This is a genomic window from Streptomyces herbicida (genome assembly GCF_032656585.1).
Lineage (GTDB): Bacteria > Actinomycetota > Actinomycetes > Streptomycetales > Streptomycetaceae > Streptomyces > Streptomyces herbicida.
The window spans coordinates 97027-123601 of the sequence record NZ_JAUYWJ010000003.1 but is presented as its reverse complement, the minus strand read 5'-3'; the positions used below and the strand labels follow the sequence as shown (position 1 = coordinate 123601).

The following is a 26575-nucleotide window of genomic DNA, read 5'->3' as shown; positions in this document are numbered from 1 at the left end:
GAACGGACGGCCCGCCTGTTCAAGGAAGGGGCTTACTGCACAGGGATTACTGCTCGGCAAGCGCCCGCAACCTGCTCAGTGCCCGGTGCTGGGCCACCCGTACCGCTCCGGGTGACATTCCCAACATCTGTCCCGTCTCCTCCGCGGTCAACCCCACCGCGATCCTCAGCAGCAGCAGCTCGCGCTGGTTCTCCGGAAGATTGGCCAGCAGTTTCTTGGCCCACTCGGCATCGCTGCTGAGCAGCGCGCGCTCCTCGGGACCGAGGGAGTCGTCCGGGCGCTCCGGCATCTCGTCCGAGGGAATGGCCGTGGAACCCGGGTGGCGCATCGCGGCGCGCTGCAGGTCGGCGACCTTGTGCGAGGCGATGGCGAAGACGAACGCCTCGAAGGGGCGGCCCGTGTCCCGGTAGCGGGGCAGCGCGAGCAGGACCGCGACGCAGACTTCCTGCGCGAGGTCCTCGACGAAGTGCCGGGCGTCACCGGGAAGCCGGGACAGCCGGGTGCGGCAGTAGCGCAGGGCCAAGGGGTGGACATGGGCGAGCAGGTCGTGCGTGGCCTGCTCGTCCCCGTCGACGGCGCGATGCACCAGGGCACCGATCACCCCGTGGGCCGTGCCCGCCTCGTCGTCGCGCATCGGTCCATGGTGCCTTGCGGCCGTCCGGTCCGTCGCATCGTGCCCGTGGTTGTGCACCGAAGCGTTATGAGCAGGTGCGCCGGCACTCATCCCCTGCGCCCTCCCCTTCCGCTCGAACGACTCGTCCCCGAGAGACTCCACACCTCAAGGATGCGGCATCCGCGGCGAAACGAGCAGCGGGCGCCCGGTCGGCCCCGCCCGCCACATGGCAGGCGGGGAGCCCCGGACCGTCCGCACCCCCGCTACGGTTCACTCTCCTACCGGACCAGTCCCCACCGGAAACCGAGCGCCACCGCGTGCGCACGGTCCGAGGCGCCGAGCTTCTTGAACAGGCGTCGGGCGTGGGTCTTCACCGTGTCCTCGGAGAGGAACAGCTCCCGGCCGATCTCCGCGTTGGAGCGGCCGTGACTCATGCCCTCCAGTACCTGGATCTCGCGCGCGGTGAGGGTGGGCGCGGCGCCCATCTCGGCCGAGCGCAGCCGGCGCGGGGCGAGCCGCCAGGTCGGGTCGGCGAGGGCCTGCGTCACCGTGGCCCGCAGTTCGGCGCGCGAGGCGTCCTTGTGCAGATAGCCCCGGGCGCCGGCGGCGACCGCGAGCGCCACGCCGTCGAGGTCCTCGGCGACGGTGAGCATGATGATGCGTGCGCCGGGGTCCGCGGACAGCAGCCGGCGCACGGTCTCGACGCCGCCCAGTCCGGGCATGCGTACGTCCATCAGAATCAGGTCCGAGCGGTCGGCGCCCCAGCGGCGGAGGACTTCCTCGCCGTTGGCCGCCGTCGTCACGCGCTCGACGCCGGGCACGGTCGCGACCGCGCGGCGGAGCGCCTCTCGGGCAAGCGGGGAGTCGTCGCAGACGAGGACGGATGTCATGGCCGCCCTCCGCAGCTGATGCGCGTCACCTTGTGCCTCCAGGCTGGTACGGAATCGTCACCTGTGCGGTCGACCGTCTCGGACGCCTGCCCGAGCTCTTGTGTTTTCAACCGCCTCCGCACTCTCAACGACGGTCACTCGAAAGAGTTACGGGGCTGCCTGCCATCTTCGGCACTCTACGTGAGGGGGCGGACACGGTGCAGACATGCCCGACAGACCCTCAACTTTTCATCACAACCTATGCCCCATTTAGCCCATTTTCTTCCCGTTTCACGGTGTCTGGGGCTAGATTCGCAATGAGTCATATTTTCATCTCCTTAGACCGGAGATGTACGGTCGTTGACACCGTATCCGCCCAGAACGGCTGCAAGGGGTCACGTAATGGCAGATTTCTCCCGCCTTCCCGGACCGAACGCGGACCTGTGGGACTGGCAGCTTCTGGCTGCCTGCCGTGGGGTCGACAGTTCGCTCTTCTTCCATCCGGAGGGTGAGCGCGGGGCGGCTCGGAGCGCTCGAGAGAACTCGGCGAAGGAGGTCTGCATGAGGTGCCCGGTCCGTGCGGAGTGCGCGGCGCACGCGTTGGCCGTGCGCGAACCGTACGGAGTGTGGGGCGGCCTGACCGAGGACGAGCGCGAAGAGCTCATGGGGCGGGCAAGGAACCGGCTGGTGTCGGCTTCCACGTCCAACGGGGACGCCGCCCCGCACGACTGAAGGAACGTTTTTTCAGATAACGGCACATCACCGCACGCAGGGCACGCGCACGCGTGCCCGCGTCTTCACTGCCTGCGGGCCGCCCCCGCCAGCTGCTCCAGCGTCGCCGCGACCGCCGGCACCTGGGCCAGATCGGGCAGCGTGAGGGCGACGATCTCCCGCCGCACCGCCGGCTCCAGCGCCACCGTGCGCGCACCCCTGGGGCGTACGGACTCGATCGCGAGCTGAGGCAGGACGGCGACGCCGAGACCCGCGCCCACCAGGCCGACCACCGCCGGGTAGTCGTCGGTGGCGAAGTCGATACGGGGTGTGAAGCCCGCGCTCTCGCAGACCTCCACCAGCTGGCCCCGGCAGCGCGGACAGCCCGCGATCCAGGGTTCCCCGGCGAGTTCGCCGATCGCGACGGACTCCGCGCGCGCGAGGCGATGCCGCTCGGGCACCAGGCCGACCAGCCGGTCCGTCAGCAGCGGCCGTACGACGAGGTCGTCCCACTCCTCGGCGCCCGCCGCACCCTCGTACCGGAAGGCGAGCGCCACGTCGCAGTCACCCTCGCGCAGCAGCTCCACGGACTTGGGGGGTTCCGCCTCCTCCAGGGAGACCCGGGTGCCGGGGTGCGCGGCGCGCAGGGCGGCGAGGGCGGTCGGGACGAGGGTGGAGCTGCCGCTGGGGAAGGAGACCAGCCGGACCCGGCCCGCGCGCAGGCCGGCGATCGCGGCGACCTCCTCCTCCGCGGCCGTGAGCCCGGCGAGGATCCCGGAGGCATGCCGGACGAGCGCCTCGCCCGCCTGGGTCAGGCGCATCTCGCGGCCGCTGCGGACCAGCAGCGGGGTGCCGACCGAGGCCTCCAGGGCCTTCATCTGCTGACTGACGGCGGGCTGGGTGCAACCGAGCTCGCGCCCCGCCGCCGAGAAGGAGCCGGTGACGGCGACGGCGCGCAGGACGCGGAGATGACGGGCCTCGATCACCCTCCGATCATAAGTCGCCCTTGGGTGCCGCATCCAATAGTGCGTCGACGCTTTGAGGCCGGCTCCCTTACCGTGGGGACATGAGGCTTCTCTCGGTGAACCTGGGCCACGCGCGGGCAGTTGAGTACACGGACCAGCCCGAGGGCCTCACCGGCATCGACAAGCGGCCTGTCGACGGGCCGGTGCGGGTGACGGCACCCGGTCCCAAGGGCACGGCCGGGAGCGGACTTGCCGGGGACTCGGTGTGCGACCTGCGCCATCACGGCGGCAACGACCAGGCGGTGTACGCGTTCGCGCGCGAGGACCTCGACGACTGGGAACGGGAGCTGGGACGCACGCTCGCCGACGGCGCCTTCGGCGAGAACCTCACGACCGAGGGCCTGGACGTGTCCGGCGCCCTGATCGGCGAGCGCTGGCGGATCGGCCCGGCGCTCGTGCTGGAGGTGACCTGCGGACGCATTCCCTGCCGCACCTTCCAGGCCCATCTGGGCGAACGGGGGTGGGTGAAGCGGTTCACGCAGAAGGGTGCGCCGGGTGCCTACCTCCGGGTGATCGAGCCGGGCGAGATCCGGGCGGGCGACCGGGTGGAGATCGTGCACCGGCCGGACCACGACGTGACGGTGGCGCTGCAGTTCCGTGCCGAGACCACCCGGCGGGAGCTGTTGCCGCACGTACTCGCCGCGGGTACGGCCCTGCATCCGGAGGCACTTGAGGAGGCGCGGAAGTACGTGGCGAAGTACCCCGGCAAGTACGGGCCGCGGCATCAGCCCTGAGCCGACGTCACGACACGGACTCCGTCAGTCCGGGTAACTACTCTTGGGCCATGACAACGGCTCTGATTACGGGATCGACCGCGGGGATCGGTGCCGCGTTCGCGCGGCGACTGGCAGCTGACGGGCACAACCTCGTCCTGGTGGCTCGGGACACCAAACGGCTGCGCGAACAGGCGACCGAGCTGCACGACCGGCACGGCATCGAGGCGGAGGTACTGACGGCCGACCTGGCCGAGGACGCCGGCATCGAAGCGGTCGCAGCCCGCCTCGCCGACCGCAGGAACCCCATCGACCTGCTGGTCAACAACGCGGGCTTCGGCAACAAGGGCCGCTATCTCGATGTCCCGATGGCCGACGAGCTGAGGATGCTCAAGGTGCACTGCGAGGCGGTGCTGCGGCTGACCTCGGCGGCGGCGGAGGCGATGCGCGAGCGCGGGCGCGGCGGGGTGGTGAACGTCGCGTCGGTCGCCGCGTTCGTCCCGCGGGGTACGTACGGCGCGTCCAAGGCGTGGGTCGTGCAGTTCACGCAGGGTGCGGCCAAGGACCTGGCGGGCAGCGGCGTACGGCTGATGGCGCTGTGCCCCGGCTTTGTGCGCACGGAGTTCCACGAGCGGGCCGGCATGGGCACGGACAACATCCCGGGCTGGATGTGGCTGGACGCGGACAAGCTGGTCGCGGCGGCGCTGGCCGATCTCGCGCGCGGGAAGTCGTTGTCCATCCCGGATCCGCGCTACAAGACGCTGATGGGTCTGGTGAAGGTGACACCGCGGGCGCTGCTCGGCGGGATCACCTCCAGGACGGGACGCAAGTACGGGCCGCAGTAGCGGGCGGGTGACGTCGCCGCTCCGGTGCGAAAATGGGGCGTGATGGAACCGGACCAGGGGGGCCGGAGGCGGCGTCATGACCTTCGTACAGCTCATCGAGTGCAGGACCAGCCGGCTGGACGAGATGAACCGGCTGATGGACGACTGGGTCGAGCAGACCAAGGGCAGGCGGACGGCGACGCACGCGGTGGTCGGCAAGGACCGTTCGGACGCGTCGCACATCGTCGAAGTGGTGGAGTTCCCGTCGTACGAGGATGCGATGCGGAACTCGAATCTCCCGGAGACCGACCGGATCTTCCAGGAGTTGGTCGCGCTGTGCGACGAGATGCCGACGTTCACGGATCTGGATGTCGTACGGGACGAGCGGTTGTACGTGGACACCGTGCGGCGTTTCCTCGACACACTCGCGACTCCGGACGACCTGCCGCCGCTCAACGACCTGCTCGACGAGGACATCCACAGCCACGATCCGATCAATCCGCAGGACACGATCGGGCTGGACAACGCCCGCAGCGAGTACCGGATGTGGCGGGGTGCCTTCGACTTCACCTTCACGGTCGAGGACGTCCTCGCCCAGGGCGACCGGGCCTGCGCGCGGTGGACCTGGAACGCCACGCACAAGGGCGACTTCCTGGGGATCGCGCCCACCGGCAGGCAGGTGACCATGACCGGGATGACGCTGTTCCGGTTCGGCGACAACGGCAAGATCGCCGAGACCTGGTGGCAGCACGACCAGCTGGGGCTGATGCAGGAGCTGGGCGCCCTCGACCAGTTGGAGCAGTAGGCAGCGCGAAGGCCCGGCACTCCGTCGGGAGTGCCGGGCCTTCACTCAGGAGCGTGTCACTCAGTGCGCGTGGCCGTGACCGTGGCCGTGACCGGCCTCGGCCGGCTCCTCTTCCTTCTTCTCGACGACCAGGGTCTCGGTCGTGAGGAGGAGGGAGGCGATGGAGGCGGCGTTCTCCAGCGCGGAGCGGGTGACCTTCACCGGGTCGATGACGCCGGCCTTGACCAGGTCGCCGTACTCGCCGGTGGCGGCGTTGTAGCCGTTGCCCTTCTCCAGCTCGGCGACCTTGGAGACGATGACGTAGCCCTCGAGGCCCGCGTTCTCCGCGATCCAGCGCAGCGGCTCGACTGCGGCGCGGCGGACGACCGCGACACCCGTGGCCTCGTCACCGGACTTGCCGAGGTTGTCGTCCAGGACCTTGACGGCGTGGACCAGCGCGGAGCCGCCACCGGAGACGATGCCCTCCTCGACCGCGGCGCGGGTCGCGGAGATGGCGTCCTCCAGACGGTGCTTCTTCTCCTTCAGCTCCACCTCGGTGGCGGCGCCGACCTTGATCACGCACACGCCGCCGGCCAGCTTCGCGAGGCGCTCCTGGAGCTTCTCGCGGTCCCAGTCGGAGTCGGTGTTCTCGATCTCGGCCTTGATCTGGGCGACGCGGCCGTGCACGTCCTCGGACTTGCCGGCGCCGTCGACGATCGTGGTGTCGTCCTTGGTGACGGTGACGCGGCGGGCGGAGCCGAGCACGTCGGGACCGACCTGGTCGAGCTTGAGGCCGACCTCCTCGGAGATGACGGTGGCACCCGTGAGGATGGCCATGTCCTGCAGCATCGCCTTGCGGCGGTCGCCGAAGCCGGGGGCCTTCACGGCGGTGGCGTTGAAGGTGCCGCGGATCTTGTTGACGACCAGGGTCGACAGGGCCTCGCCCTCGACGTCCTCGGCGATGATCAGCAGCGGCTTCGAGGCGTTGGCCTGGATGATCTTCTCCAGCAGCGGCAGGAGGTCCGCGATGGCGGAGATCTTGCCCTGGTGGATGAGGATGTACGGGTCGTCGAGGACGGCCTCCATGCGCTCCTGGTCCGTCACGAAGTACGGCGACAGGTAGCCCTTGTCGAAGGCCATGCCCTCGGTGAAGTCCAGCTCCAGGCCGAAGGTGTTGGACTCCTCGACGGTGATGACACCGTCCTTGCCGACCTTGTCCATCGCCTCGGCGATGAGCTCGCCGACCTGCTGGTCCTGGGCGGACAGCGCGGCGACGGCGGCGATGTCGGACTTCTCGTCGATCGGGCGGGCCGAAGCGAGGAGGTCCTCGGAGACGGCGGCGACGGCGGCGTCGATGCCCTTCTTCAGGGCGGCCGGGGACGCGCCGGCGGCGACGTTCTTCAGGCCCTCGCGGACGAGCGCCTGGGCCAGCACGGTGGCGGTGGTGGTGCCGTCACCAGCGATGTCGTTGGTCTTGGTCGCCACCTCCTTCACCAGCTGGGCGCCGAGGTTCTCGTAGGGGTCCTCGACCTCGACCTCGCGGGCGATGGTGACGCCGTCGTTGGTGATGGTGGGGGCGCCGAACTTCTTGTCGATGACGACGTTGCGGCCCTTGGGACCGATCGTCACCTTGACCGTGTCGGCAAGCTTGTTGACGCCGCGCTCAAGGGCGCGACGGGCGTCCTCGTCGAACTTCAGGATCTTCGCCATGACAGCGTGAGCCCTCTCGGAAATCTTGGATGAACGAAAACTGCGCCCCCGGCGCCCGGCTTCTTATGGGTCGCGGGGGCCAAGGGCGCAGCTCAAAGCAACGAAATGTGCTTTCGGGTGAATTACTTCTCGACGATCGCGAGCACGTCGCGAGCCGAGAGGACGAGGTACTCCTCGCCGTTGTACTTCACCTCGGTGCCGCCGTACTTGCTGTAGAGAACGACGTCGCCGACCTTGACGTCGAGCTCGACGCGCTTGCCGTCCTCGAAGCGGCCCGGGCCCACGGCCAGGACGACGCCCTCCTGGGGCTTCTCCTTGGCGGTGTCCGGAATGACCAGGCCCGAAGCCGTGGTCTGCTCGGCGTCGAGCGGCTGGACCACGATGCGGTCCTCGAGCGGCTTGATGGCAACCTTGGAGCTGGCGGTCGTCACGATCCGACCTCCCCCTTCGGAGATCTCACGGGGTTAACTGTCTGAGGTGGCGACCAGGTCGATCCGTCGTCGCGGGTGCCGGACCTGCCCGTCGCGTTGTTGGCACTCTCCAGGGGGGAGTGCCAGAGCCGAGACTATGACCGCGATTAGCACTCGGTCAAGCGGAGTGCCAATGCCCGCGGCGCGTCGGCCGTTGTTCCGCTGTTGGCGTACGTCCGAGCAGCGTGCCCGGCGTGGCGGTGACCGCTCCCGGGAGGCTGCCGCCCCCAGACCCCCGCATCGGCCTGAACGGCCTCGTCCTCAAACGCCGGACGGGCTGTAATCGGCTCGGTGACGCCGTCGCCAGCGGGTGGGTGGGCGCCGGCCGTGCGTCACAGGTAGTCCTCCAGGCGGCCGACCGTCAGGCCGCGGGACTGGGCGCGGCGCAGTAGCCGGGTCGTGCGGTCGCAGAGAGTGCGGGCGGTGGAGTCGTCCGGGGCCACGTTGACGATGTCGCCCGGGCGGAGGCGTTCGCTGCCATGGGTGTAGGTGATGCCGTCGGCCGTCATCTCAGCACGCCAGAGGACCACCGCCGAGACGCCGCAGTCGCCGGCCGCGCGCAGGGTCGTCCTGTCGTAGGTGCCGTGCGGCGGGCGGAAGAGGCGGGGGCGGTGGCCGAAGCGGGACTTGAGTTTGTCCTGCTGGCCGCAGATCTCGGCGCGCTGGCCCGCGTACGACAGCCCGCGCAGCGAGGCGTGGCCGAGGGTGTGGTTCTGGACGCCGGCGCCGGCCGACTGGAGGCGGGCGAGCCGGGCGTACCCGGGTCCGGCGGCGCGGTCGGTGAGGAACACACTGACCGGGAGCCGCAGTTCACGGACCATGTCGGCGAACCGGGCGTCCTTCTCCGTACCGTCGCCGTAGGTGAGGAAGACGACTCGGTCGCGGGTGCGGACGCGGTCCACCACCGGAGGCAGGGACCGGCCCTTCGTGCGCCGCCCCGCGGGACGTACCGGGGGCGTCGGGGCCGGGGAGAGCGGAGACCCCAGACCCCAGTGCCGGTACGCCGGCTCTCCGTCCCGACCGTGCGGCCGTACCCGCGAGGCCGCCTTCTTGCCCAGCCGTTCGATGGGGTCGACGGACTGGGCGCAGCCGCTCGCGGGAAGCAGGACGGCCGAGGCGAGCACGGCCGCCGTCAGCGCCCGGCACCGCCGCCGCCTCCTCGGCCGCTTCACAGGTAGTCCTCCAGGCGCGCCACCGCGTACCCCTCGCGGGTGACCTTGTTCAGGAACCGGCGCATGTCGTCGACCATCGTGCCGTCCCAGTCGTCACGGCCCCGGAAGTGGGTGAGCACGATGTCGCCGGGGTGCAGGCTCTCGTCGTCCTCGCGGTACTCCCAGTGGTCGACGAAGACCTCCTCGTCCCAGATCGGCGCGTACTTGATGCCACAGGCCTTGGCGGCGCGCAGGGTGTCCCCGTTGTAGTTGCCGTAGGGCGGGCGGAAGACGGTGGGGCTCCTGCCGAACCACTTCTCCATCACGTCCTGCATGCCGCAGATCTCGTTCTTCTGCTCCTCGTAGGACAGACCCGGCAGATAGGGGTGATGAAGGGTGTGGTTGTTGAGGGTGATGCCCTCGGCCTGCATCTGCCTGAAGTACCCGTAGTCGTCCTTGATCAGGTAGTTGCTGAGGAAGGCGGTGTACGGGACCTTCAGGTCGCTCATCATGCGCAGGAACGCCGGGTCCTTCTCGGCGCCGTCGTCGATGGTGAGGAAGACGACCTTCTGCTTGGTGGGGATCGTGGTGAAGACCGGCGGCAGCTTCTCCTCCTCCTGGCCGTCGACCTCGAAGCCGGCCCGAGCTGTGATCCGCGGTTTGCGGGCCGGGGGCAGCGGAGGCATCAAGGGGACCTGGTCCAGGCCCCAGTGCCGCGCGGCGGCCGCGAGGGCGGCGCGGTCGGCCTTCAGACGGGCGGCGTAGGAGTCCAGGGCGCGTGTGGGGGGCGCCTGGAGCCTCTGCTGGCCCGGAGCGGGACGTACACCGGCGTCCGGGCCCGACCCCGAACAGCCGGAGACACCGGCGACGACGGCGAGCGCGGCGACGCCCGCACGGAGACCTGCCCTCTTCAGGGCCCTATTTTTGTCATTTTGTACGACTGCTCGCATGGTGCCGGATCCTCGCAGGCCCCGGCCCCGAACCGGGGCAGGCACCGCCGCCGGAAGCGCACCATCCACCGACTGGCCCACAATGACCCCGTGAACGACCTCCTCCCCTTCCGCTCCCTGCTCACCACCGAGGGCCGTGCCCTCCTCGACGAGGTCCGCGGCACGGCCCCCGCCGATGAACTCGCCGTCGCCACCCGGCTGCGCCGCGAGCACCCGGCGGACCTGGTGTCGGCGGCCCTCGGCCAGGCCCGGCTGCGGCAGCGGGCGGCGGCGAAGTTCGGGGCCGAGGACGCCGAGCGGATGTTCTTCACGCCCAACGGGGTCGAGCAGTCCACGCGGACGAGCGTGGCGGCGTACCGGGCGGGACGCCTCCGCGGCCTGGGGGTGACCTCCGTCGCCGACCTGTGCTGCGGCATCGGCGGCGACGCGCTCGCCCTCGCGCGCGCCGGGATCCGGGTGCTCGCCGTGGACCGGGATCCACTGACGGTGGAGGTCGCGCGGGCGAACGCCGAGGTGCTGGGGCTGGGTGCGCTGATCGAGGTGCGCGAGGCGGACGTCACGGAGGTGGACACGTCCTCGTACGACGCCGTCTTCGTCGACCCGGCGCGGCGGGGCGGCAGACCAGGAGGGGCCGCGCGAAGCGCGTCGTTGAGGGGTGGTGGCCGGGCGACGGGCGGGAGGATCTTCGATCCGGAGGCATACTCCCCGCCACTGTCCTGGGCGGTGGGCGCGGCCTCGGCGGCCCGGGTCGCCGCGCTGAAGATCGCCCCCGGCATCCCCCACGAGACGGTCCCGGCCGGCGCCGAGGCCGAGTGGATCTCCGACGGCGGCGACGTGAAGGAGGCGGTGCTGTGGTTCGGGGCCGGGATCCGGCCGGGCGCCGTGCGGGCCACGCTGCTGCCGGGGCCGCGCTCGCTGCTCGGGCGGGGGCTGCCCGATCCCCGAGTGCGGCCCGTGGGGCGGTACTTGTACGAACCCGACGGTGCCGTCATCCGTGCGCATCTGGTCTCCGAGGTGGCCGAGTCGGTCGGCGGCGGGCTCGTCGACGAGACCATCGCGTACGTCACGGCGGACGAACTGCGGCCGACGGCGTACGCGTCCGCCTACGAGATCACCGATCAACTCCACTTCAGCGTGAAGAAGTTGAAGGCGCTGCTGCGGGAGCGGGAGGTCGGCACGCTGACCGTCAAGAAGCGCGGGTCGGCCGTGGAGCCCGAGGAGTTGCGGCGGAAGGTGAAGCCCCAGGGGCCCAACTCGGCGACCGTGTTCCTCACACGCGTCGCGGGCGCCCCGACGATGCTGATCGGGGCGCCCGCGAACGGCTGAGTGCCTACTGCTCGGCCGTGGTCCGCAGCGATCGAGTGGTCGTGTTGACCGGGAGCTCCACGGGACCGGTGAAGTCGTGCCCGACGACGTTGACGCGTCCGGTCGACTGGTTGACGTAGGCCATGCGGCTGCCGTCGGGCGACCAGGCGGGTTTCATCGCGTTCTTGGCCCGGACCACGGGTGCGGTGCCGTCCTCGTACAGCTGCGAGACGGCGCCGTCCAGGTCGCCGGTGAGGATGCCGTTGTCCGCCGTCCAGGTGGTGCCGGCGGACGCGGCCGGGGCCAGCACGGCCGCCGCGCCGGCGGCGAGGGCCGTGACGGCGGAGAGCGCGACGAGTCTGCGGCGCGCGGAAGATCTGTCGGATGGAACCTTGCTGATCAGGAAGGGAATGGAGGGGCAGCAGTTACCTGTGTGACGTTCATGGCTGCCCGCCGAGCTCCCGTACCCGCGCGGCCAGCAGCTCCCGCTCCCGCGCGTTGCGGGTGAGCCCGGCGGCCCGCGCGAGCTCGGCACTCGCCTCCGCCGTACGCCCGAGGCGGGCCAGCAGATCGCCGCGGACACTGGGCAGCAGGTGGTAGTCGCGCAGAGCGGGTTCGGCGGCGAGGCCGTCGACGATCTCCAGGGCCGGGCCCGGGCCCTCGGCCATGGAGACGGCGACCGCGCGGTTGAGTTCGACGACCGGGGACGGGGCGCGGACGGCGAGCAGGCCGTACAGGGTCGCGATGGCCGTCCAGTCGGTCTCCTCGTAGGAGAACGCGTGCGCATGGCAGGCGGCGATCGCGGCCTGGAGGACGTACGGGCCGGGAGCGCCCGTGGACGCGGCGTCCGCGCGGTTGAGGGCCTTGATACTGCGGGCGATGAGCATGCGGTTCCAGCGGCGGCGGTTCTGGTCCTTGAGGAGGACCGGTGCGCCGTCGGGGCCGGTGCGGGCGGCGGCGCGGGACGCCTGGAACTCCAGGAGCGAGGTCAGGGCGTGGACCTCCGGTTCCTTCGGCATGAGGGAGGACAGGACACGGGCCAGGCGCAGGGCGTCCTCGCACAGGGCGGGCCGCAGCCAGTCGTCTCCGGCCGTCGCGGCGTACCCCTCGTTGAAGATCAGATAGATGACGTCCAGGACCGAACCCAGACGGGCCTCGCGGTCGGGGCCGTACGGCACCTCGAAGGCGACGTTCTTCGTCGCGAGCGTGCGCTTCGCGCGCACGATGCGCTGGGCGACGGTCGGCTCGGGGACGAGGAAGGCGCGGGCGATCTCGGGTGTCGTCAGGCCGCCCAGCAGGCGCAGGGTGAGGGCGATACGAGCCTCGGCGGACAGCACCGGGTGGCAGGTGGTGAAGACCAGACGGAGCAGGTCGTCGTCGATGTCCTGCGGGTCGGCGGGCTCGTGCGGCGGGGCCGTGGTCTCCAGGTCGCGGCCGATCTCCGCGAGCTTGCGGGCGTAGCGCTCCCGGCGGCGGACCAGGTCCACGGCGCGGTGCCGGGCGGTGGTCATGAGCCAGGCGCCGGGGTTGTCCGGCACGCCCTCCCCGGGCCACCGCTCCAGGGCGGCGACCAGAGCGTCCTGGGCGAGCTCCTCCGCGATGCCGACGTCCCGGACGATGCGGGTGACGCCGGCGATGACGCGCGGGTACTCCAGCCGGAAGACGGTCTCGATCGCCCGGGAGGCGGAGGGCTGCTCCGGAGGCTGCTCGGTGGGCTGCTGTTCCACAGCCCACCATGCAACACCGCCGACGGCCGTACGCCAAGAAATCTCAGCCCTCGGCGATCTCACGGACCTCGCAGGTCACCGTCCAGTGCTCCTCGTGCACCTTCAGGAACCGCTTGGTCCACTCCAGCGCCTCGGCCTTGTCCTTGCACTGCATGATCGCGTAGCCGCCGATGACCTCCTTGGACTCGGTGAACGGCCCGTCGGTGACGGAGAGCTCGCCGCCCTCCCAGCGCACGCGGGTGCCCTCGGCGGACGGGGTCAGCCCAGCGGTGTCGAGCATCACCCCGGCCTTGGTGATCTCCTCGATCAGCTCGCCCATCCGCTGCATCAGCTCCGGGCTGGGGCCGTCGGCGGGGGCGCCGGCCTCGTCGATCCGCACGAGCGACAGATAGCGGGGCATGGTGACTCCTTCGGTCCAAGGGGCGGGGCCTCTCCCCGCCTCTCACCCATGCGTCGAACGGGAGACACCCGAATCGACATGCGCCCCAAAATTCTCCGAAGATTTTTTCCACGGCCCGGCTTCATCGCGTTTCCGCAGGTCGTAGGCGGGGGCGAGCCGGGCGTCTCCGCTTCAGCGCAGCGACTCCCACAGCTCGGTCGCCGCCGGTTCCTTCGCGACCACGCGGTTGGGGTCGGACGGCGCTGTGACCACCGGCATCATCACCGTTCTCACGTGGTCCGCGGACAGACCCTTCAGGCTCTGGCCGAGGCGCATCAGTTCCGTCAGGGAGTCGAGGCCGGTGTCCGTGGTCAGGCCGGCGGTCACCGCGTCGGCGACCCGGTACAGCCTGGCGGGGTCGGTGAGCAGGTCGGTGTCCGCCATCTGCTCCAACATGGCCCTCACCAGCTTCTGCTGGAGGCCGATCCGGCCGAGGTCGCTGCCGTCGCCTATGCCGTGCCGGGTGCGGGCGAGGGCCAGGGCCCGCTTTCCGTTCAGGTGATGGGTGCCCGCCTCGAGATGCAGATGGCTCTTGTCGTCGTCGATGTCCTCGTCGGTGGTGACGGTGACGCCGCCCAGGGCGTTCACCAGCTTCGCGAAGCCCGAGAAGTCGATCTCGATGTAGTGGTCCATGCGGACGTTCGTTATCGACTCGACGGTCTTGACCGCGCACACCGGTCCGCCCACCGAATAGGCGCTGTTGAACATGGCGTTGTAGGCCTCCGCCGTGGAGCCCCCGGAGGACAGCGGGCACGACGGGCGGGTGACCAGCGTGTCGCGCGGGATGCTGACGACGGTGGCCTCGGTACGGCCCGCGTCGATGTGCACGACCATCGCCGTGTCGGAGCGGGCGCCCGAGCTGTTGCCGCCGCCGAGCTCCTTGTTCGCCTTGCCGCTGCGCGAGTCGGAGCCCAGGACCAGGATGTTCACGGCACCGGTGGGGAGCGGGGCCGTGGCCGCCGAGGCAGCCGCGGACGGGGTGACCACCGCTCTCGCCGGGCGGTCGTCACCGAGCGCGCTGTTGATGTCGACGCTCTTGATGTTGTTGTTGAGGTGCCAGTAGGCCCAGCCCCCGGTGGCGATGCCGAGCACCAGTACACCCGCCAGGGTGAAACCGGCGGCCTTCAGCACCCTCGATCGCCGCCCCAACCGCCTGCGCTCGTCGCCGTTCTCGTCGTGTACGGTCACGGCAAGAACGTAAGTCCGAAATTATTAGGAGACTGTTAGGTTCTGGTGGCGAGAGGCCGTTTTCTTCGGAGAATCTCACGCTTCTCAGCGCCCGTTCAGTCCAGGCTCGGTCCGGGCTCGGCTCAGCCGGGCGTCACCGTGGGTACCGGATTGCTGCCGCTCCACGACGCGTTGAACCCGAGCATCACCGAACCGCGGTCCGGGGCCGATCCGTTGTACGAGGCGTTCACGCACGAGACCGCCGCGCCGCACTGGATGCAGATGGCGTTCCGGGTAGCGGGCTAGCCCTCCCCCACCGACTCGAACCGCCACCGGTGCACCGGTCGCGAGACCAAGTCGGCCGGGGGCTCGGGGAGTTCGGGCAGGTCGGCGTCGAGCGGGGCGTCCCACCATGTGATGACCAGGACCCGGTCCTGGGGGCCGCGGAAGGTCTCACGGCGGAGTGGGGAGGCGGGGAGTTCCCGGGCCCGGGCCCAGGTCAAGAGGTCCTCGCCGCGGTCCTGCGTCGCCCTCGCCTCCCACATCAGCGCGACGTTCACGAGTAGAGGTTCTCCTTGCTGACCTCGTGCACATGGTCGTGGTCGTGGGAGGTGCCCGGCACATGCGGGTCCGTCACCGGCAGCGAGGAGTCCGCGGACAGGTCCCAGCTGGACGCCGCGCGCCCGCGTGCCACCATCTCCGCGCCCAGGGCGGCCACCATCGCGCCGTTGTCCGTGCACAGCTTGGGGCGCGGCACGCGCAGCCGGATGCCCGCGGCCTCGCAGCGCTCCTGGGCCAGGGCCCGCAGCCGGGAGTTGGCGGCCACACCGCCGCCGATCATGAGGTGGTCCACGCCCTCGTCCTTGCAGGCGCGCACCGCCTTGCGGGTGAGGACGTCGACGACCGCCTCCTGGAAGGACGCCGCCACATCGCGCACCGGGACCTCCTCGCCCGCCGCCCGCCTGGCCTCGATCCAGCGGGCCACGGCCGTCTTCAGGCCCGAGAAGGAGAAGTCGTACGCAGGGTCGCGCGGGCCCGTCAGACCGCGCGGGAAGGTGATCGCCTCCGGGTCGCCCTCGCGCGCGTAGCGGTCGATGACCGGGCCGCCCGGGAAGCCCAGGTTCAGCACGCGGGCGATCTTGTCGAAGGCCTCGCCGGCCGCGTCGTCGATGGTGGAGCCCATCGGGCGGACGTCGGAGGTGATGTCCGTGGACAGCAGCAGCGAGGAGTGGCCGCCGCTCACCAGCAGCGCCATCGTGGGCTCGGGCAGCGCGCCGTGCTCCAGCTGGTCCACGCAGATGTGGGAGGCGAGGTGGTTCACGCCGTAGAGGGGCTTGCCGAGGGCGTAGGCGTAGGCCTTCGCCGCCGACACACCGACCAGCAGCGCGCCCGCGAGACCCGGGCCGGCGGTCACGGCGATGCCGTCCAGGTCCTTCGCGCTGATCCCCGCGTCCTTCAGCGCCCGGTCGACGGTCGGGACCATCGCCTCCAGGTGCGCTCTGGACGCCACCTCCGGCACCACCCCGCCGAAGCGGGCGTGCTCGTCGACGCTGGAGGCGACGGCGTCCGCCAGCAGGGTGGTGCCGCGGACGATGCCGACGCCGGTCTCGTCGCAGGAGGTCTCGATCCCCAGGACCAGAGGTTCGTCAGTCATTGATCTCGGTTCCTTGTACGGAGCTCGAACCCGTGGCGGAGCCGCCGTCGGGTGCTGTGGTCAGTCGCATGACCAGGGCGTCGACGTTCCCCGGCTGGTAGTAGCCACGCCGGAAGCCGATGGGCTCGAAGCCGTGGCGCTCGTAGAGCTTCTGCGCCCGGACGTTGTCGACGCGGCACTCGAGCATCACCTCGGCGCACTCGAAGGCGGTCGCCGCGCGCATCAGCTCGGTCAGCAGCAGCCCGCCGAGACCGGTGCCCTGGTGGTCACGGGCCACGGCGATGGTCTGGATGTCACCGAGGTCGCCCTGGGCAGCCAGGCCCGCATAGCCGACGATCCGGCTTCCCTCGACGGCGACGACGTACCGCCGGCTGGCCTCCGGGCCCCGGGCGTGCGCCAGCTCGGACCAGAACATGCCGCGCGACCACGCGTCCTCGGGGAAGAGGTCCTTCTCCAGCTCGAGGACGGAATCGATGTCCCACCAGCGCATCTCGCGCAGTCGGGAGGTTACGGGCTCGGTCACTTGGGGGTGACCACCTTGTAGTTCTTGGGGACCTGGGCGTCGGGCCGGCGCAGATACAGCGGCCGGGCCTGAGGCAGTTCCTCGCCCGCGGCCAGCTTCTCGGCGGCCAGCGAGGCGAGTGCCGCGGCGGAGACATGCTCGGGCTCGTGGACGTTCGGGAAGGTGTCGGGGTAGAGCAGCGCACCCGCGCCGACGGCGGGCAGTCCCGCCACCCGGTCGGCGATGTCGGCGGGGCGGTCGACCGACGGATTGGTGAGCCGGGTGCGCGAGTCGGCGTACTCGGCCCAGTAGACCTCCTTGCGCCGGGCGTCGGTCGCCACGACGAAGGGGCCCTTTTCGATGTCGGAGGCGTACGCGAGGCCGTCGAGCGTGCACACACCGTGCACGGGGACGCCGAGCGCGAGCCCGAAGGTGTCGGCGGTCATCAGGCCGACGCGCAGTCCGGTGTAGGGGCCGGGTCCGATGCCGACGACGATCCCGGTGAGGGCGTCCAGCTTGAGCCCGGCCTCGGCGAGCACACGGTCGACGGCCGGCAGGAGCAGCTCGCCGTGCCGTCGCGCGTCCACCTGACTGGACGAGGCGATGACGGCCTCACCGTCGTGCAGGGCGACGGTGACGGCGGGGGTGGCGGTATCCAGAGCGAGCAAGAGCACGCGAACAGCCTACGGCTCCCGCGCCGCTCGCACGGCCGCCCCGGTGACACGGTCACCGGCTGCTACCGTCTGCACGAAGTACGACATATGACACGAGGCAGAGGTGGGCGCACGTGGCAGGGACCAGCTCGGGAATCGTGGCCGGGCTCACCGCCGCGGCCGTCGGAACGGTCGGATTCCTCGCCTACCAGGCAGCGGCCACTGTCCCGGCCGGTCTCGGCGGCAAGCCCTCGACGAGCGCCTCGCCCGCCGTGGCCGCCACCAAGGCGCCCCGGGACACCAAGCACCCCACCGCCCTGCCCGGCGGGTCGGGCACGGGTGAACGTGTCGTGTACTCGGTGGACGACGACCGGGTGTGGCTGGTCGGCGAGAACGGCACGGTGCGGCACACCTTCAAGGTGACCCCGGGCAGCGTCGACCCGCTCCCGGGCTCGTACGCGGTGACGTCACGCTCGCGTGAGGTCACCGGTACCGACGGCGTCCCCGTCGAGCACGTCGTGCGCTTCACCAGCGTGGGCGATGTGGTCATCGGCTTCAGCGCCGCGGTGGACGGCACCGCCGCGGATCCCGACACGACCGTGAAGACGGGCGGCATCCGGGAGAGGCGCACGGACGGGAACGAGATGTGGAAGTTCGCGACGATCGGGGTACGGGTCGTCGTGATCCGTTAGCCGTACGATCCACCGCGGCAGCAGTACGGCCCTCGGCCGCCGTACGGCGTCAAGCGGCCGCGGGCTCTTCCCGCGCCGGCTTCGGCGCGCGCGGCTCGGGCTCGCGCGGCGGCTTGGAGACCGCGTCCGCAGCCGCGCACGAGGCCAGCAGATCGCGCATGGACACCCCGGCGACCGGATGAGGCGGGGGCTGCACCCTGGGCTGAGAAGCGGACACGGACGCCTCCTGACGAGCGGGGGCGGGCGTAGTTAGGCACACCTAACTACGGACTGGATACCATGTGACCACGCCCGGGACGTGCGGCGCAATATCTTGCCGACGGCTTGTCGGAATCTCTGCGGGCCGCTCAGGCCGACAGCACTCCGAGGTCGACGTCGGCCCACCGCCCGCCGAGCCCGGTGAGCGTCACATGCCGAACCTCGTCGGTGGTGTCGCCGACCGCCCGGTGGATCACCACCTGCAGCCGGTCGTCGGTCAGCTCCTCGACCTTGCCCTCGCCCCACTCCACGACGATCACCGAATCGGGCAGCGAGACGTCGAGGTCCAGGTCCTCCATCTCGTCCAGGCCGCCCGCCAGCCGGTACGCGTCGACGTGGACGAGCGGCGGTCCGTCGCCCAGGGACGGGTGCACCCGGGCGATCACGAAGGTCGGGGAGGTGACCGCGCCCCGCACACCGAGCCCCTCGCCGAGCCCACGGGTGAGCGTCGTCTTGCCCGCGCCGAGCTCCCCGCTGAGCATCACGAGGTCGCCCGAGCGCAGCAGCTTGGCCAGGCGACGGCCCAACTCCCGCATCTGCTCGGGAGCGTTGATGATCAGCTCGGTCTCAGCCGGGTCGTGCGGCGCTGCTGGTGCTGCTTCCATAGCCACTTACGGTAGCCCCTGCGGGCACGGCACCCGCGCGGGTGAGCAGGTCGGCGAGCCGGTCGGTGACCACTTCCGGGTGTTCGAGCATGACCAGATGCCCGGCGTCCGGGACGAGGACGAGTTCTGCGTCGGGCAGCAGATCGGCGATGACCTCGCTGTGCTCGCTGGGCGTGACGAGATCCTGGACCCCGGCCAGCACCAGGACCGGCATGTCCGCGAACCGGGCCAGGGCCTCGGTCTTGTCGTGGTCGTTGAAGGCCGGGTAGAACTCGGCGACCACGTCGATCGGCGTGGACTCGATCATGCGCTCGGCGAACCGCTCGATCGCCGGGTCGATGTCCCGGGACGCGAACGAGTACCGCTTGATGACCCCGGCGAACAGGTCGGCCGTGGCCCGGCGCCCCTTCTCCACCAGCGCCGCCTGTGTGCCGAGCGCCTTCAGCACTCCGGGCAGCACCCGGCGCACCGCGTTCACACCGGCGAGCGGCAGCCCGAAGTTGACCTCGCCGAGCCGCCCGGACGACGTGCCGACCAGGGCGGTGGCCACGACCCGGTCGCGGATGAGCTCCGGGTACTGGGCGGCCAGGGCCATCACCGTCATGCCGCCCATGGAGTGCCCGACCAGCACGATCGGCCCGTCGGGCACGGCCGCGTCGATGACGGCCTTGAGGTCGCGGCCGAGCTGGTCGATGGTGACCGGCGCCTCGTCCCGGCTCTGGGCCGCACCCCGCGCGGACCGCCCGTGGCTGCGCTGGTCCCAGTGCACGGTCCGTACGACGCCGCGCAGCGCCGCCCGCTGGAAGTGCCAGGAGTCCTGGCTGAGGCAGTAGCCGTGGCTGAAGACCACCGTGACCGGGGCGGGCGCCTTGCGGCCGAAGAGCCGGCGGCGCCGGGGCGCCGGTCCGCCCTCCGGCTCGACGTCGTCGACCTCGTAGTACAGCTCGGTGCCGTCGTCCGCGATCGCCTTGCCCGGTGTGCCCCGCAGCGCGCCGTACGGCCCCGCCGAGTCCAGTGCCAGCCGGGCCTTCCTGCGCATCCCGCGGCCCACGGTCATCCGCTCGATCGCGACACCGGCGGCCGCGCCCGCGGCGAGCACACCTATCGCGGTACCGGCGATGCCGGTCGCCCTGCGCCAGCTCCCGGCCGCCCCCGTGGCGGAGGCGACGGCCGCCGCAGCGGCGTCCGCGACGGCCTCCGCACTGCTCTCGCTCACGTACCGCTCCTCTTCGCCGTACTGCAGTTCGCTGGGTGGGTGATGCGGGTGTAGCTCTTATCCGGTGCGCACCGGTACCGGCCCCCCGTGCGGGTTACCCGTCCTGCCCGTCTTGTTCCCCGTTCACATAGACGCGAGGAACGCGCGTTCCGATCCGCGTGACGATTTCGTACGCGATCGTGCCCGAGGCCTGTGCCCAGTCCTCGGCGGTGGGTTCGCCGCGGTCGCCGGGCCCGAACAGGACCGCCTCGGAGCCGGCCTCGGGCTGGTCCCCGCCGAGATCGACCACGAACTGGTCCATCGCGACCCGGCCCGCGACCGTGCGCCACTTGCCGGCGACCAGGACCGGGCCGGTCCCGGAGGCATGCCGGGGGATGCCGTCCGCGTAACCGACGGGCACCAGACCGAGGGTGGTCTCGCCCGAGGTGATGTAGTGATGCCCGTAACTGACGCCGTGACCCCCCGGAACGTGCTTCACCAGCGCCAGCGACGCCGACAGCGTCATCACCGGGCGCAGACCGAAGTCGGCCGGGGTGCCGATCTCGGGGCTGGGCGAGACGCCGTACAGGGCGATCCCGGCGCGCACGAGGTCGAAGTGGGTCTCGGGAAGGGTGAGCGTGGCCGGGGAGTTGGCGATGTGCCGCACCTCGGGGCGGACGCCCCGCTCCTCGGCGTACGCCACCATCTCCCGGAACAGGGTGAGCTGGGCGTCGATGGACGGATGACCCGGCTCGTCCGCGCAGGCGAAGTGGGACCACAGCCCGGTGATCCGGACGAGTCCCTCCCGCTCGGCGCTCAGGGCCGCGCCGACGAGTTCGGCCCAGTCCGCGCCGGGCTGGCAGCCGTTGCGCCCCAGACCGGTGTCGGCCTTGAGCTGCACGCGCGCGGGCGCACCGGCGGCGCGGGCCGCCTCCGTGACCTCCCGCAGGGCCCACATGCCGCTGAGGGACACGTCCACGTCCGCCTCGATGGCCTCACGCCAGGGCCCGCCCGGGGTCCACAGCCAGCACATGACGCGCACGTGCGGCGGCAGCCCGGCGTCGGCGCGCAGCGCGAGCGCCTCCTCGGGCGTGGCCGTGCCGACCCAGGTGGCCCCCGCCTCGACGGCCGCGCGGGCACAGCGCACCGCCCCGTGGCCGTACGCGTCGGACTTCACCACGGCCATCAGGGCCGCGCCCGGCGCGAGGGCGCGCAGGGTCCGCACGTTGGCCCGCAGGGCGGCCAGGTCGATCTCGGCGCGGGCGCGCAGGGGCGCGGTCGGCGCAGGTGCTGTCTTACTCATCGCGCCCCCAGTGTCTCAGAGGCCTGTGACGGCCCCGGCTCGCAGGCCCTACGTGCCCGGCCGACGGCCCCACACGTACACCCGGTCGCCCTTCTTCAGCACGTCCCACAGCTTGCGCGCGTCGGGCAGGGTGAGATTGACGCAGCCCCAGGAGCCGACGGTGGTGTAGATGCTGCCGTAGACGGCGTGGAAGGCCTGTCCGCCACTGAAGAACTGGGCATAGGGCATGGGCTGGTTGTAGAGCGTCGACCAGTGGTTCTTGTGCTTCCAGTAGACCGTGTGCCATCCGCTCCTGGTCCGGTACCCGGCCCGCCCGCTGCGCATCGGCACCGGTCCGAAGACCACTTTGCGGCCCTTCTGCACCCAGGTCAGCTGCCGGCTGAGGTCGACGCAGGCGACACGGTACGTACGTACAGGGCATTTCTTGGCCGAATTTGGGTTCTTCCGCGCCGAAATGAGCATCATCCGGGACCAGGTGACGGGTCCCGCGAAGCCGCTCGCGGGCTTGATCTTGTACTTCTTCTGAAAGGCCCGGATGGCCTTGCAGTCCGCCGCGGACTGCTTGCCGTCCACCTTGCGCTTCAGCCACCGCTCGACCTGGCGCTGGTAGGGACCTGCCTGCTTGCTGCAGCTCACCCGGGCGACGGCGTCGGCCAGCGGGACGTACTCGATGAGGTCGTACGTCCCCTTCGCCGCGTCCCGCGGCTCGGCGGAGTCCTCCTTCTTGGTGGGCCGGTACACCTTCGGCGGCAGCATCTGGTCGGGCGTGTCGATCTGCCAGGGCTGCGACGGCCCCGGCGCCACACCGGGCACCAGCCCGGTCTCCGGACCGCCCGCCGCCGGGGACCCGGAGGGGACGGCCGTGGCGGTGCCGGCGACGGGGAGTGCGGTCGCCGCCGCGAGCAGCACGGCCATGCCCCGGTGTTTGACGCGCCTGCCGAGCTCGATTCGTCTGCAGATCATGCGATCAGACAAACGTGTCGCCGCTCCTGATCCGGGGAGCCGCGCGGTCAGGTCACCCGACGGGTGGACCCGCTTCAGTCCGGCACGTCCCTCCAGACCTCTCAGTCCCGCACGTCCCGCCAAGCCTCCGGGATCGCCTCCGCCACGTCATGCGCCCCCGCCGGAGCCCCGTCCGCCGCGTACCGGCCGGCCAGTCCGTGCAGATACGCCGCCGCGCTCCCCGCGTCCAGGGCCGAGAGCCCGGCCGCGAGCAGCGAGCCCGTCAGTCCGGACAGCACATCCCCGCTCCCGGCCGTGGCGAGCCAGGACGTCCCGGTCGCGTTCACCCGTACGGCGCCGCCGCCCGCGTCCGCCACGGCGGTGGTCGACCCCTTCAGCAGCACGGTCGCGCCGTACCGCGAGGCCAACTCCCGCACCGCCGCAAGCCGGCCCGCCTCGACCTCCGCACGCGAGACGCCGAGCAGCGCCGCGGCCTCCCCCGCGTGCGGTGTCATCAGCGTCGGCGCCGTACGTCCGCGCACCGCGCCACGGTCCGCCAGCCGCAGCCCGTCCGCGTCGACCAGCACGGGCACGTCTTCCCCCAGTACCTCCGCCACGGTCACCGCGTCGTCCCCGGCACCCGGCCCCACGACCCAGGCCTGCACCCGCCCCGCCTTGTGGGGTCCGCGGTCGGAGACCAGCGTCTCGGGGAAGCGGGCGATCACCGCGTCGCCGGCCGGACCGACGTACCGTACGGCCCCCGCCCCGCCCCGCAGCGCCCCGGCGACGGCGAGCACGGCCGCCCCCGGATACCGCGCGGACCCCGCGGCGACCCCGACGACACCCCGCCGGTACTTGTCGCTCTCCGCCGCGGGCACCGGCAGCATCCGGGCAAGGTCCGCGTGCTGCAACGCCTCCAACTCGGGCTCGGCGGACAGCTCGAGACCGATGTCGACGAGCCGCACGGACCCGGCGTACTCCCGCGCGGGGTCGATGAGCAGCCCCGGCTTGTGCGTCCCGAAGGTCACCGTCAGATCGGCCCGGACGGCGGCTCCCCGCACTTCCCCGGTGTCCGCCTCGACGCCGCTGGGCAGATCGACGGCGACGACGGCGGCCCGGGACCGCTCGGCCGCGACGGCCAGCGCGGCCGCCTCCGGCCGCAACCCGCCCTTGCCACCGATCCCGACGATCCCGTCGACAACAAGATCGGCCCGCTCGATGAGCCCCTCGGCGGCATCGGCCCGGACGGCCCTACCGCCGACCCGGCGCAGCGCAGCGAGCCCGCCACTGTGCACCCGGTCGGGAACGAGCAGTACGGCCGTCACCCCGGCCCCGCGCCGGGCGAGCCGGGCCCCGGCGTACAGCGCGTCACCGCCGTTGTCGCCGCTGCCGACCAGCAGGACGACCCGGGTGCCGTACACCCGCCCGAGCAGGTCCGCGCAGGCGGCGGCCAGTCCGGCGGCGGCGCGTTGCATGAGGGCGCCCTCGGGGAGCCGGGCCATCAGCTCCCGCTCGGCAGCCCTGACCGTCTCGACGCTGTAAGCGGTACGCATGCCGTGAGTCTCCCTCGGTTGTGCGGCAGGACCGGTACTGGCCCTACACCCCTACCCCAAGCGCTACCCCTCCGCGACCACCACCGCCGACGCCACCCCGGCGTCATGGCTCAGCGAGACGTGCCAGGACTGCACCCCGAGCTCCGCCGCACGCGCCGCCACCGTCCCCTTCACCCGCAGCCGTGGCTGCCCACTGTCCTCGACGTACACCTCGGCGTCGACCCAGTGCAGCCCCGGCGGGGCCCCGAGGGCCTTGGCAAGCGCCTCCTTCGCCGCGAACCGCGCCGCGAGCGAGGCGATGCCACGCCGCTCACCGCTGGGCAGATACAACTCGCTCTCCACGAAGAGCCGATCGGCCAGCCCGGGCGTACGGTCCAGCGACGCCCGGAACCGGTCGATCTCGGCCACGTCGATACCAACCCCGATGATGCTCATCCGGGCACTCTACGATCCGCCAGGCGACCGCGGGCTCGGCTCCCCTGTGACCGGATCGGCCTGGTGCGCAGGCAGCTGCTGATCGGCCAACGCTCAGGCCTGCGCAGGGCTGGTCCCCGGAACGTCGGGGTCCTCGGCGAACAGATCCTCGGCCCGCTCGACCGTGCGGGAACTTCATGGAAGCCCTGAAAAACCCCGGCTACTCCACCGTCACCGACTTCGCCAGGTTCCGAGGCTGATCCACCTCGTTCCCCCGGGCGGTAGCCAACTCGCACGCGAAGACCTGCAACGGCACCGTCGCCACCAGCGGCTGGAGCAGCGTCGGCGTAGCCGGAATCCGGATCAAGTGATCCGCGTACGGGACCACCGCCTCGTCGCCCTCCTCCGCGATCACGATCGTGCGCGCGCCCCGGGCACGGATCTCCTGGATGTTGGAGACGATCTTGTCGTGGAGGACGGACCGGCCGCGCGGTGAGGGGACGACGACCACCACCGGGAGGTCCTCCTCGATCAGCGCGATCGGCCCGTGCTTCAGCTCACCCGCGGCGAAGCCCTCGGCGTGCATATAGGCGAGTTCCTTGAGCTTGAGGGCACCTTCCAGAGCCACCGGGTAGCCCACGTGCCGCCCAAGGAAGAGCACCGTGTTCTTGGTGGCGAGCGTGCGGGCCAGCGCGCGTACCGGCTCCATGGTCTCCAGGACCCGCTCGACCTCGCACGAGATCTTCGACAGGTCCCGGATCACGACGCCGATCTCGTCGCCCCACTTGGTGCCCCGCACCTGGCCGAGGTACAGCGCGACCAGGTAGCAGGCCACCAGCTGGGTCAGGAACGCCTTGGTCGAGGCGACCGCGACCTCCGGCCCGGCGTGCGTGTACAGGACCGCGTCCGACTCTCGCGGGATCGTCGAGCCGTTGGTGTTGCAGATCGCCAGCACCTTGGAGCCCTGTTCGCGGGCGTGCCTCAGGGCCATCAGGGTGTCCATGGTCTCGCCGGACTGCGAGATGGCGATGACCAGGCTGCGTGAGTCGAGGATCGGGTCCCGGTAACGGAACTCGCTGGCCAGTTCCACCTCGCACGGGATGCGCGTCCAGTGCTCGATGGCGTACTTGGCGATCAACCCCGCGTGGAAGGCCGTGCCGCACGCGACGATGACGACCTTGTCCACCTCGCGCAGCTCGGCGGCGCTGATGCGGACCTCGTCCAGGGTCAGCGAGCCGGCCGCGTCGATGCGGCCAAGGAGCGTATCGGCGACCGCCTTGGGCTGCTCGGCGATCTCCTTGAGCATGAAGTAGTCATAACCCCCCTTTTCCGCTGCCGACGCGTCCCAGTCGATGTGATAGGAGCGCACCTCCGCCGGACGGCCGTCGAAGCCGGTCACCGTCACGCCGTCCCGGCGCAGCTCCACCACCTGGTCCTGGCCCAGCTCGACCGCCGACCGCGTGTGGTCGATGAAGGCGGCGACGTCCGAGGCGAGAAAGGCCTCGCCCTCGCCGACGCCCACCACGAGCGGTGAGTTCCGCCGCGCGCCCACGACCACGTCCGGCGCATCGGCATGCGCCGCGACCAGCGTGAACGCACCCTCCAGCCGCCGGCACACCAGCCGCATCGCCTCCGCGAGGTCGGAGGTCACGGAGAACTCCTCGGCGAGCAGATGGGCGACCACCTCGGTGTCCGTCTCGGAGGCCAGCTCATGCCCGCGCTCCGCCAGCTCGGCCCGCAGCAGCGCGAAATTCTCGATGATCCCGTTGTGCACGACCGCGACCCGGCCCGCGTTGTCCAAGTGCGGGTGGGCGTTCGCGTCGGTCGGACCGCCGTGCGTGGCCCAACGGGTGTGCCCGATACCAGTCGTACCGCTCGGCAGCGGCCGCTCGACCAGCTCCTTCTCCAGATTGACCAGCTTCCCCGCCTTCTTCGCGGTGGCAAGACCGCCGTCCGCCAGCACGGCGACGCCCCCCGAGTCGTACCCCCTGTATTCGAGCCGTTTCAGCCCGGCCATCACGACATCGAGCGCCGACTGCGACCCCACGTATCCCACAATTCCGCACATGTGCCGCAGCCTATGGGCCGACGCCGGTGTGAAAGTAGCCGCCGCGTACCCGAAATCGGAAATTCCCACCGTCGTACGACCCCTTCCGGCGAGTGGGCGCACTCGCTCACCGGGAATGGAAATTCAGCCATCTTTGCTCTCGAGCGGTCGACGAGTTCAACCGGTCCAAGGCCGTGCAACTGGGCCAGGATGTCCAGCAGCTTCTGCGCTCCCCGCTCCCGGCCAGCACGAGTGTCCGTGGATGCCCGATGGAGTCCGGACCGGGCGTGACCGACCCC

29 protein-coding genes and 1 pseudogene are annotated in these 26575 nt (G+C 71.1%); 6 read left to right on the top strand and 24 right to left on the bottom strand.

The annotated features are described in order from the left end of the window. Window positions 1-46: 46 nt before the first annotated feature. Together Q8A52_RS07695 and Q8A52_RS07690 are read right to left on the bottom strand one after the other, a co-directional pair. Window positions 47-634 carry a sigma-70 family RNA polymerase sigma factor gene (locus Q8A52_RS07695; RefSeq protein WP_263211719.1) on the bottom strand — a complete coding sequence of 196 codons (588 nt, stop codon included), beginning with the start codon at window positions 632-634 and terminating at the stop codon, window positions 47-49. 257 nt (window positions 635-891) lie between these two features. Then, window positions 892-1503, bottom strand: a complete 612-nt coding sequence (locus Q8A52_RS07690) for a response regulator transcription factor (RefSeq protein WP_003948568.1) — start codon at window positions 1501-1503, stop codon at window positions 892-894. A 381-nt stretch (window positions 1504-1884) separates the two neighbouring features. On the opposite strand from Q8A52_RS07690, the gene Q8A52_RS07685 reads away from it, so the two are divergent. Next, the gene (locus Q8A52_RS07685) at window positions 1885-2214 is read left to right on the top strand and encodes a WhiB family transcriptional regulator (RefSeq protein ID WP_316747437.1); all 330 of its coding nucleotides are present in this window, start codon (window positions 1885-1887) and stop codon (window positions 2212-2214) included. 65 nt (window positions 2215-2279) lie between these two features. Here the strand turns inward: Q8A52_RS07685 and Q8A52_RS07680 are convergent, their stop codons facing one another. After that, window positions 2280-3179 carry a LysR family transcriptional regulator gene (locus Q8A52_RS07680; protein WP_316747435.1) on the bottom strand — a complete coding sequence of 300 codons (900 nt, stop codon included), beginning with the start codon at window positions 3177-3179 and terminating at the stop codon, window positions 2280-2282. Window positions 3180-3259: 80 nt separating this feature from the next. Here Q8A52_RS07680 and Q8A52_RS07675 point away from each other — a divergent pair, with 80 nt between their 5' ends. The 3 genes from Q8A52_RS07675 to Q8A52_RS07665 all read left to right on the top strand — a co-directional run bounded on the left by Q8A52_RS07675 (window position 3260) and on the right by Q8A52_RS07665 (window position 5560). Next, a complete protein-coding gene (locus Q8A52_RS07675) occupies window positions 3260-3952 on the top strand; it encodes an MOSC domain-containing protein (RefSeq protein WP_316747432.1) in 693 nt (230 codons plus the stop codon). A gap of 50 nt (window positions 3953-4002) precedes the next feature. After that, a complete protein-coding gene (locus Q8A52_RS07670) occupies window positions 4003-4776 on the top strand; it encodes an SDR family NAD(P)-dependent oxidoreductase (RefSeq protein ID WP_316747429.1) in 774 nt (257 codons plus the stop codon). A gap of 76 nt (window positions 4777-4852) precedes the next feature. Then, on the top strand, window positions 4853-5560 hold the full coding sequence (locus tag Q8A52_RS07665; protein ID WP_316747427.1) for an ester cyclase: 708 nt from the start codon (window positions 4853-4855) through the stop codon (window positions 5558-5560). Window positions 5561-5620: 60 nt separating this feature from the next. On the opposite strand, the gene groL is transcribed toward Q8A52_RS07665, so the two are convergent. The 4 genes from groL to Q8A52_RS07645 all read right to left on the bottom strand — a co-directional run bounded on the left by groL (window position 5621) and on the right by Q8A52_RS07645 (window position 9820). Next, window positions 5621-7249 carry a chaperonin GroEL gene (gene groL, locus Q8A52_RS07660; protein ID WP_316747425.1) on the bottom strand — a complete coding sequence of 543 codons (1629 nt, stop codon included), beginning with the start codon at window positions 7247-7249 and terminating at the stop codon, window positions 5621-5623. A gap of 122 nt (window positions 7250-7371) precedes the next feature. Further along, entirely contained in the window at window positions 7372-7680 is a 309-nt protein-coding gene (gene groES, locus Q8A52_RS07655) for a co-chaperone GroES (protein WP_316747423.1), read from the bottom strand. Window positions 7681-8051: 371 nt separating this feature from the next. Then, complete coding sequence (locus Q8A52_RS07650) at window positions 8052-8891, bottom strand: polysaccharide deacetylase family protein (RefSeq protein WP_316747420.1); 840 nt, start codon at window positions 8889-8891, stop codon at window positions 8052-8054. Further along, entirely contained in the window at window positions 8888-9820 is a 933-nt protein-coding gene (locus tag Q8A52_RS07645) for a polysaccharide deacetylase family protein (protein WP_316747418.1), read from the bottom strand. Before Q8A52_RS07645 ends, Q8A52_RS07650 begins: the two co-directional genes overlap by 4 nt. Window positions 9821-9910: 90 nt before the next feature. Here Q8A52_RS07645 and Q8A52_RS07640 point away from each other — a divergent pair, with 90 nt between their 5' ends. Further along, window positions 9911-11146 (top strand): THUMP-like domain-containing protein, encoded by a 1236-nt coding sequence (locus Q8A52_RS07640; protein WP_316747416.1) that lies wholly within the window; start codon window positions 9911-9913, stop codon window positions 11144-11146. A 4-nt stretch (window positions 11147-11150) separates the two neighbouring features. On the opposite strand, the gene Q8A52_RS07635 is transcribed toward Q8A52_RS07640, so the two are convergent. The 9 genes and pseudogenes from Q8A52_RS07635 to tsaB form a co-directional block, all read right to left on the bottom strand. Continuing rightward, window positions 11151-11435: a hypothetical protein gene (locus Q8A52_RS07635; protein WP_316747414.1), complete on the bottom strand. Its 285-nt coding sequence runs from the start codon at window positions 11433-11435 to the stop codon at window positions 11151-11153. A gap of 130 nt (window positions 11436-11565) precedes the next feature. Next, window positions 11566-12852 (bottom strand): RNA polymerase sigma factor, encoded by a 1287-nt coding sequence (locus Q8A52_RS07630; protein WP_316747412.1) that lies wholly within the window; start codon window positions 12850-12852, stop codon window positions 11566-11568. A gap of 43 nt (window positions 12853-12895) precedes the next feature. Then, complete coding sequence (locus Q8A52_RS07625; RefSeq protein WP_316747409.1) at window positions 12896-13252, bottom strand: YciI family protein; 357 nt, start codon at window positions 13250-13252, stop codon at window positions 12896-12898. A gap of 171 nt (window positions 13253-13423) precedes the next feature. Then, window positions 13424-14479, bottom strand: a complete 1056-nt coding sequence (locus tag Q8A52_RS07620; protein ID WP_316747407.1) for an LCP family protein — start codon at window positions 14477-14479, stop codon at window positions 13424-13426. 122 nt (window positions 14480-14601) lie between these two features. Beyond that, window positions 14602-14748: pseudogene (locus Q8A52_RS07615) on the bottom strand (cellulose binding domain-containing protein); the annotation flags it as partial. 12 nt (window positions 14749-14760) lie between these two features. Beyond that, on the bottom strand, window positions 14761-15018 hold the full coding sequence (locus Q8A52_RS07610; RefSeq protein WP_316747405.1) for a hypothetical protein: 258 nt from the start codon (window positions 15016-15018) through the stop codon (window positions 14761-14763). Continuing rightward, window positions 15015-16112, bottom strand: a complete 1098-nt coding sequence (gene tsaD, locus Q8A52_RS07605) for a tRNA (adenosine(37)-N6)-threonylcarbamoyltransferase complex transferase subunit TsaD (protein WP_316747403.1) — start codon at window positions 16110-16112, stop codon at window positions 15015-15017. The genes Q8A52_RS07610 and tsaD overlap by 4 nt, the downstream gene beginning before the upstream one ends. Beyond that, complete coding sequence (gene rimI, locus Q8A52_RS07600) at window positions 16105-16635, bottom strand: ribosomal protein S18-alanine N-acetyltransferase (protein ID WP_408649155.1); 531 nt, start codon at window positions 16633-16635, stop codon at window positions 16105-16107. Before rimI ends, tsaD begins: the two co-directional genes overlap by 8 nt. Beyond that, window positions 16632-17288 (bottom strand): tRNA (adenosine(37)-N6)-threonylcarbamoyltransferase complex dimerization subunit type 1 TsaB, encoded by a 657-nt coding sequence (gene tsaB / locus Q8A52_RS07595; RefSeq protein ID WP_316747401.1) that lies wholly within the window; start codon window positions 17286-17288, stop codon window positions 16632-16634. The genes rimI and tsaB overlap by 4 nt, the downstream gene beginning before the upstream one ends. A 113-nt stretch (window positions 17289-17401) precedes the next feature. Here tsaB and Q8A52_RS07590 point away from each other — a divergent pair, with 113 nt between their 5' ends. Then, on the top strand, window positions 17402-17959 hold the full coding sequence (locus Q8A52_RS07590) for a hypothetical protein (protein ID WP_316747399.1): 558 nt from the start codon (window positions 17402-17404) through the stop codon (window positions 17957-17959). A gap of 49 nt (window positions 17960-18008) precedes the next feature. On the opposite strand, the gene Q8A52_RS07585 is transcribed toward Q8A52_RS07590, so the two are convergent. From Q8A52_RS07585 to glmS, 8 genes are all read right to left on the bottom strand, one after another. Continuing rightward, window positions 18009-18176, bottom strand: coding sequence for a hypothetical protein (locus tag Q8A52_RS07585; RefSeq protein WP_316747397.1), 168 nt, complete (start codon window positions 18174-18176; stop codon window positions 18009-18011). A gap of 130 nt (window positions 18177-18306) precedes the next feature. Then, window positions 18307-18822, bottom strand: a complete 516-nt coding sequence (tsaE, locus tag Q8A52_RS07580) for a tRNA (adenosine(37)-N6)-threonylcarbamoyltransferase complex ATPase subunit type 1 TsaE (protein WP_316747396.1) — start codon at window positions 18820-18822, stop codon at window positions 18307-18309. Continuing rightward, window positions 18785-20038 carry an alpha/beta fold hydrolase gene (locus tag Q8A52_RS07575; RefSeq protein WP_316747394.1) on the bottom strand — a complete coding sequence of 418 codons (1254 nt, stop codon included), beginning with the start codon at window positions 20036-20038 and terminating at the stop codon, window positions 18785-18787. Before Q8A52_RS07575 ends, tsaE begins: the two co-directional genes overlap by 38 nt. 94 nt (window positions 20039-20132) lie before the next feature. Beyond that, window positions 20133-21320 (bottom strand): alanine racemase, encoded by a 1188-nt coding sequence (gene alr, locus Q8A52_RS07570; RefSeq protein WP_316747392.1) that lies wholly within the window; start codon window positions 21318-21320, stop codon window positions 20133-20135. A gap of 48 nt (window positions 21321-21368) precedes the next feature. After that, window positions 21369-22283 (bottom strand): L,D-transpeptidase family protein, encoded by a 915-nt coding sequence (locus Q8A52_RS07565; RefSeq protein ID WP_316747390.1) that lies wholly within the window; start codon window positions 22281-22283, stop codon window positions 21369-21371. Window positions 22284-22384: 101 nt separating this feature from the next. Then, window positions 22385-23815: an NAD(P)H-hydrate dehydratase gene (locus Q8A52_RS07560; protein ID WP_316747388.1), complete on the bottom strand. Its 1431-nt coding sequence runs from the start codon at window positions 23813-23815 to the stop codon at window positions 22385-22387. Between the two features lie 63 nt (window positions 23816-23878). Beyond that, window positions 23879-24250 carry a holo-ACP synthase gene (locus Q8A52_RS07555; RefSeq protein ID WP_316747386.1) on the bottom strand — a complete coding sequence of 124 codons (372 nt, stop codon included), beginning with the start codon at window positions 24248-24250 and terminating at the stop codon, window positions 23879-23881. Between the two features lie 199 nt (window positions 24251-24449). Beyond that, window positions 24450-26297: a glutamine--fructose-6-phosphate transaminase (isomerizing) gene (gene glmS, locus Q8A52_RS07550; RefSeq protein WP_316747384.1), complete on the bottom strand. Its 1848-nt coding sequence runs from the start codon at window positions 26295-26297 to the stop codon at window positions 24450-24452. Between the last annotated feature and the right edge of the window lie 278 nt (window positions 26298-26575).

Coding starts and splice junctions, on each gene's coding strand:
- Q8A52_RS07645 (WP_316747418.1), bottom strand. CDS start 9,820: ATGCGAGCAGTCGTACAAAATGACAAAAATAGGGCCCTGAAGAGGGCA.
- Q8A52_RS07560 (WP_316747388.1), bottom strand. CDS start 23,815: ATGCGTACCGCTTACAGCGTCGAGACGGTCAGGGCTGCCGAGCGGGAG.
- Q8A52_RS07675 (WP_316747432.1), top strand. CDS start 3,260: ATGAGGCTTCTCTCGGTGAACCTGGGCCACGCGCGGGCAGTTGAGTAC.
- Q8A52_RS07685 (WP_316747437.1), top strand. CDS start 1,885: ATGGCAGATTTCTCCCGCCTTCCCGGACCGAACGCGGACCTGTGGGAC.
- glmS (WP_316747384.1), bottom strand. CDS start 26,297: ATGTGCGGAATTGTGGGATACGTGGGGTCGCAGTCGGCGCTCGATGTC.
- tsaE (WP_316747396.1), bottom strand. CDS start 18,822: ATGGAAGCAGCACCAGCAGCGCCGCACGACCCGGCTGAGACCGAGCTG.
- Q8A52_RS07690 (WP_003948568.1), bottom strand. CDS start 1,503: ATGACATCCGTCCTCGTCTGCGACGACTCCCCGCTTGCCCGAGAGGCG.
- Q8A52_RS07695 (WP_263211719.1), bottom strand. CDS start 634: ATGCGCGACGACGAGGCGGGCACGGCCCACGGGGTGATCGGTGCCCTG.
- tsaD (WP_316747403.1), bottom strand. CDS start 16,112: ATGACTGACGAACCTCTGGTCCTGGGGATCGAGACCTCCTGCGACGAG.
- Q8A52_RS07670 (WP_316747429.1), top strand. CDS start 4,003: ATGACAACGGCTCTGATTACGGGATCGACCGCGGGGATCGGTGCCGCG.
- Q8A52_RS07555 (WP_316747386.1), bottom strand. CDS start 24,250: ATGAGCATCATCGGGGTTGGTATCGACGTGGCCGAGATCGACCGGTTC.
- Q8A52_RS07625 (WP_316747409.1), bottom strand. CDS start 13,252: ATGCCCCGCTATCTGTCGCTCGTGCGGATCGACGAGGCCGGCGCCCCC.
- Q8A52_RS07565 (WP_316747390.1), bottom strand. CDS start 22,283: ATGATCTGCAGACGAATCGAGCTCGGCAGGCGCGTCAAACACCGGGGC.
- groL (WP_316747425.1), bottom strand. CDS start 7,249: ATGGCGAAGATCCTGAAGTTCGACGAGGACGCCCGTCGCGCCCTTGAG.
- Q8A52_RS07665 (WP_316747427.1), top strand. CDS start 4,853: ATGACCTTCGTACAGCTCATCGAGTGCAGGACCAGCCGGCTGGACGAG.
- alr (WP_316747392.1), bottom strand. CDS start 21,320: ATGAGTAAGACAGCACCTGCGCCGACCGCGCCCCTGCGCGCCCGCGCC.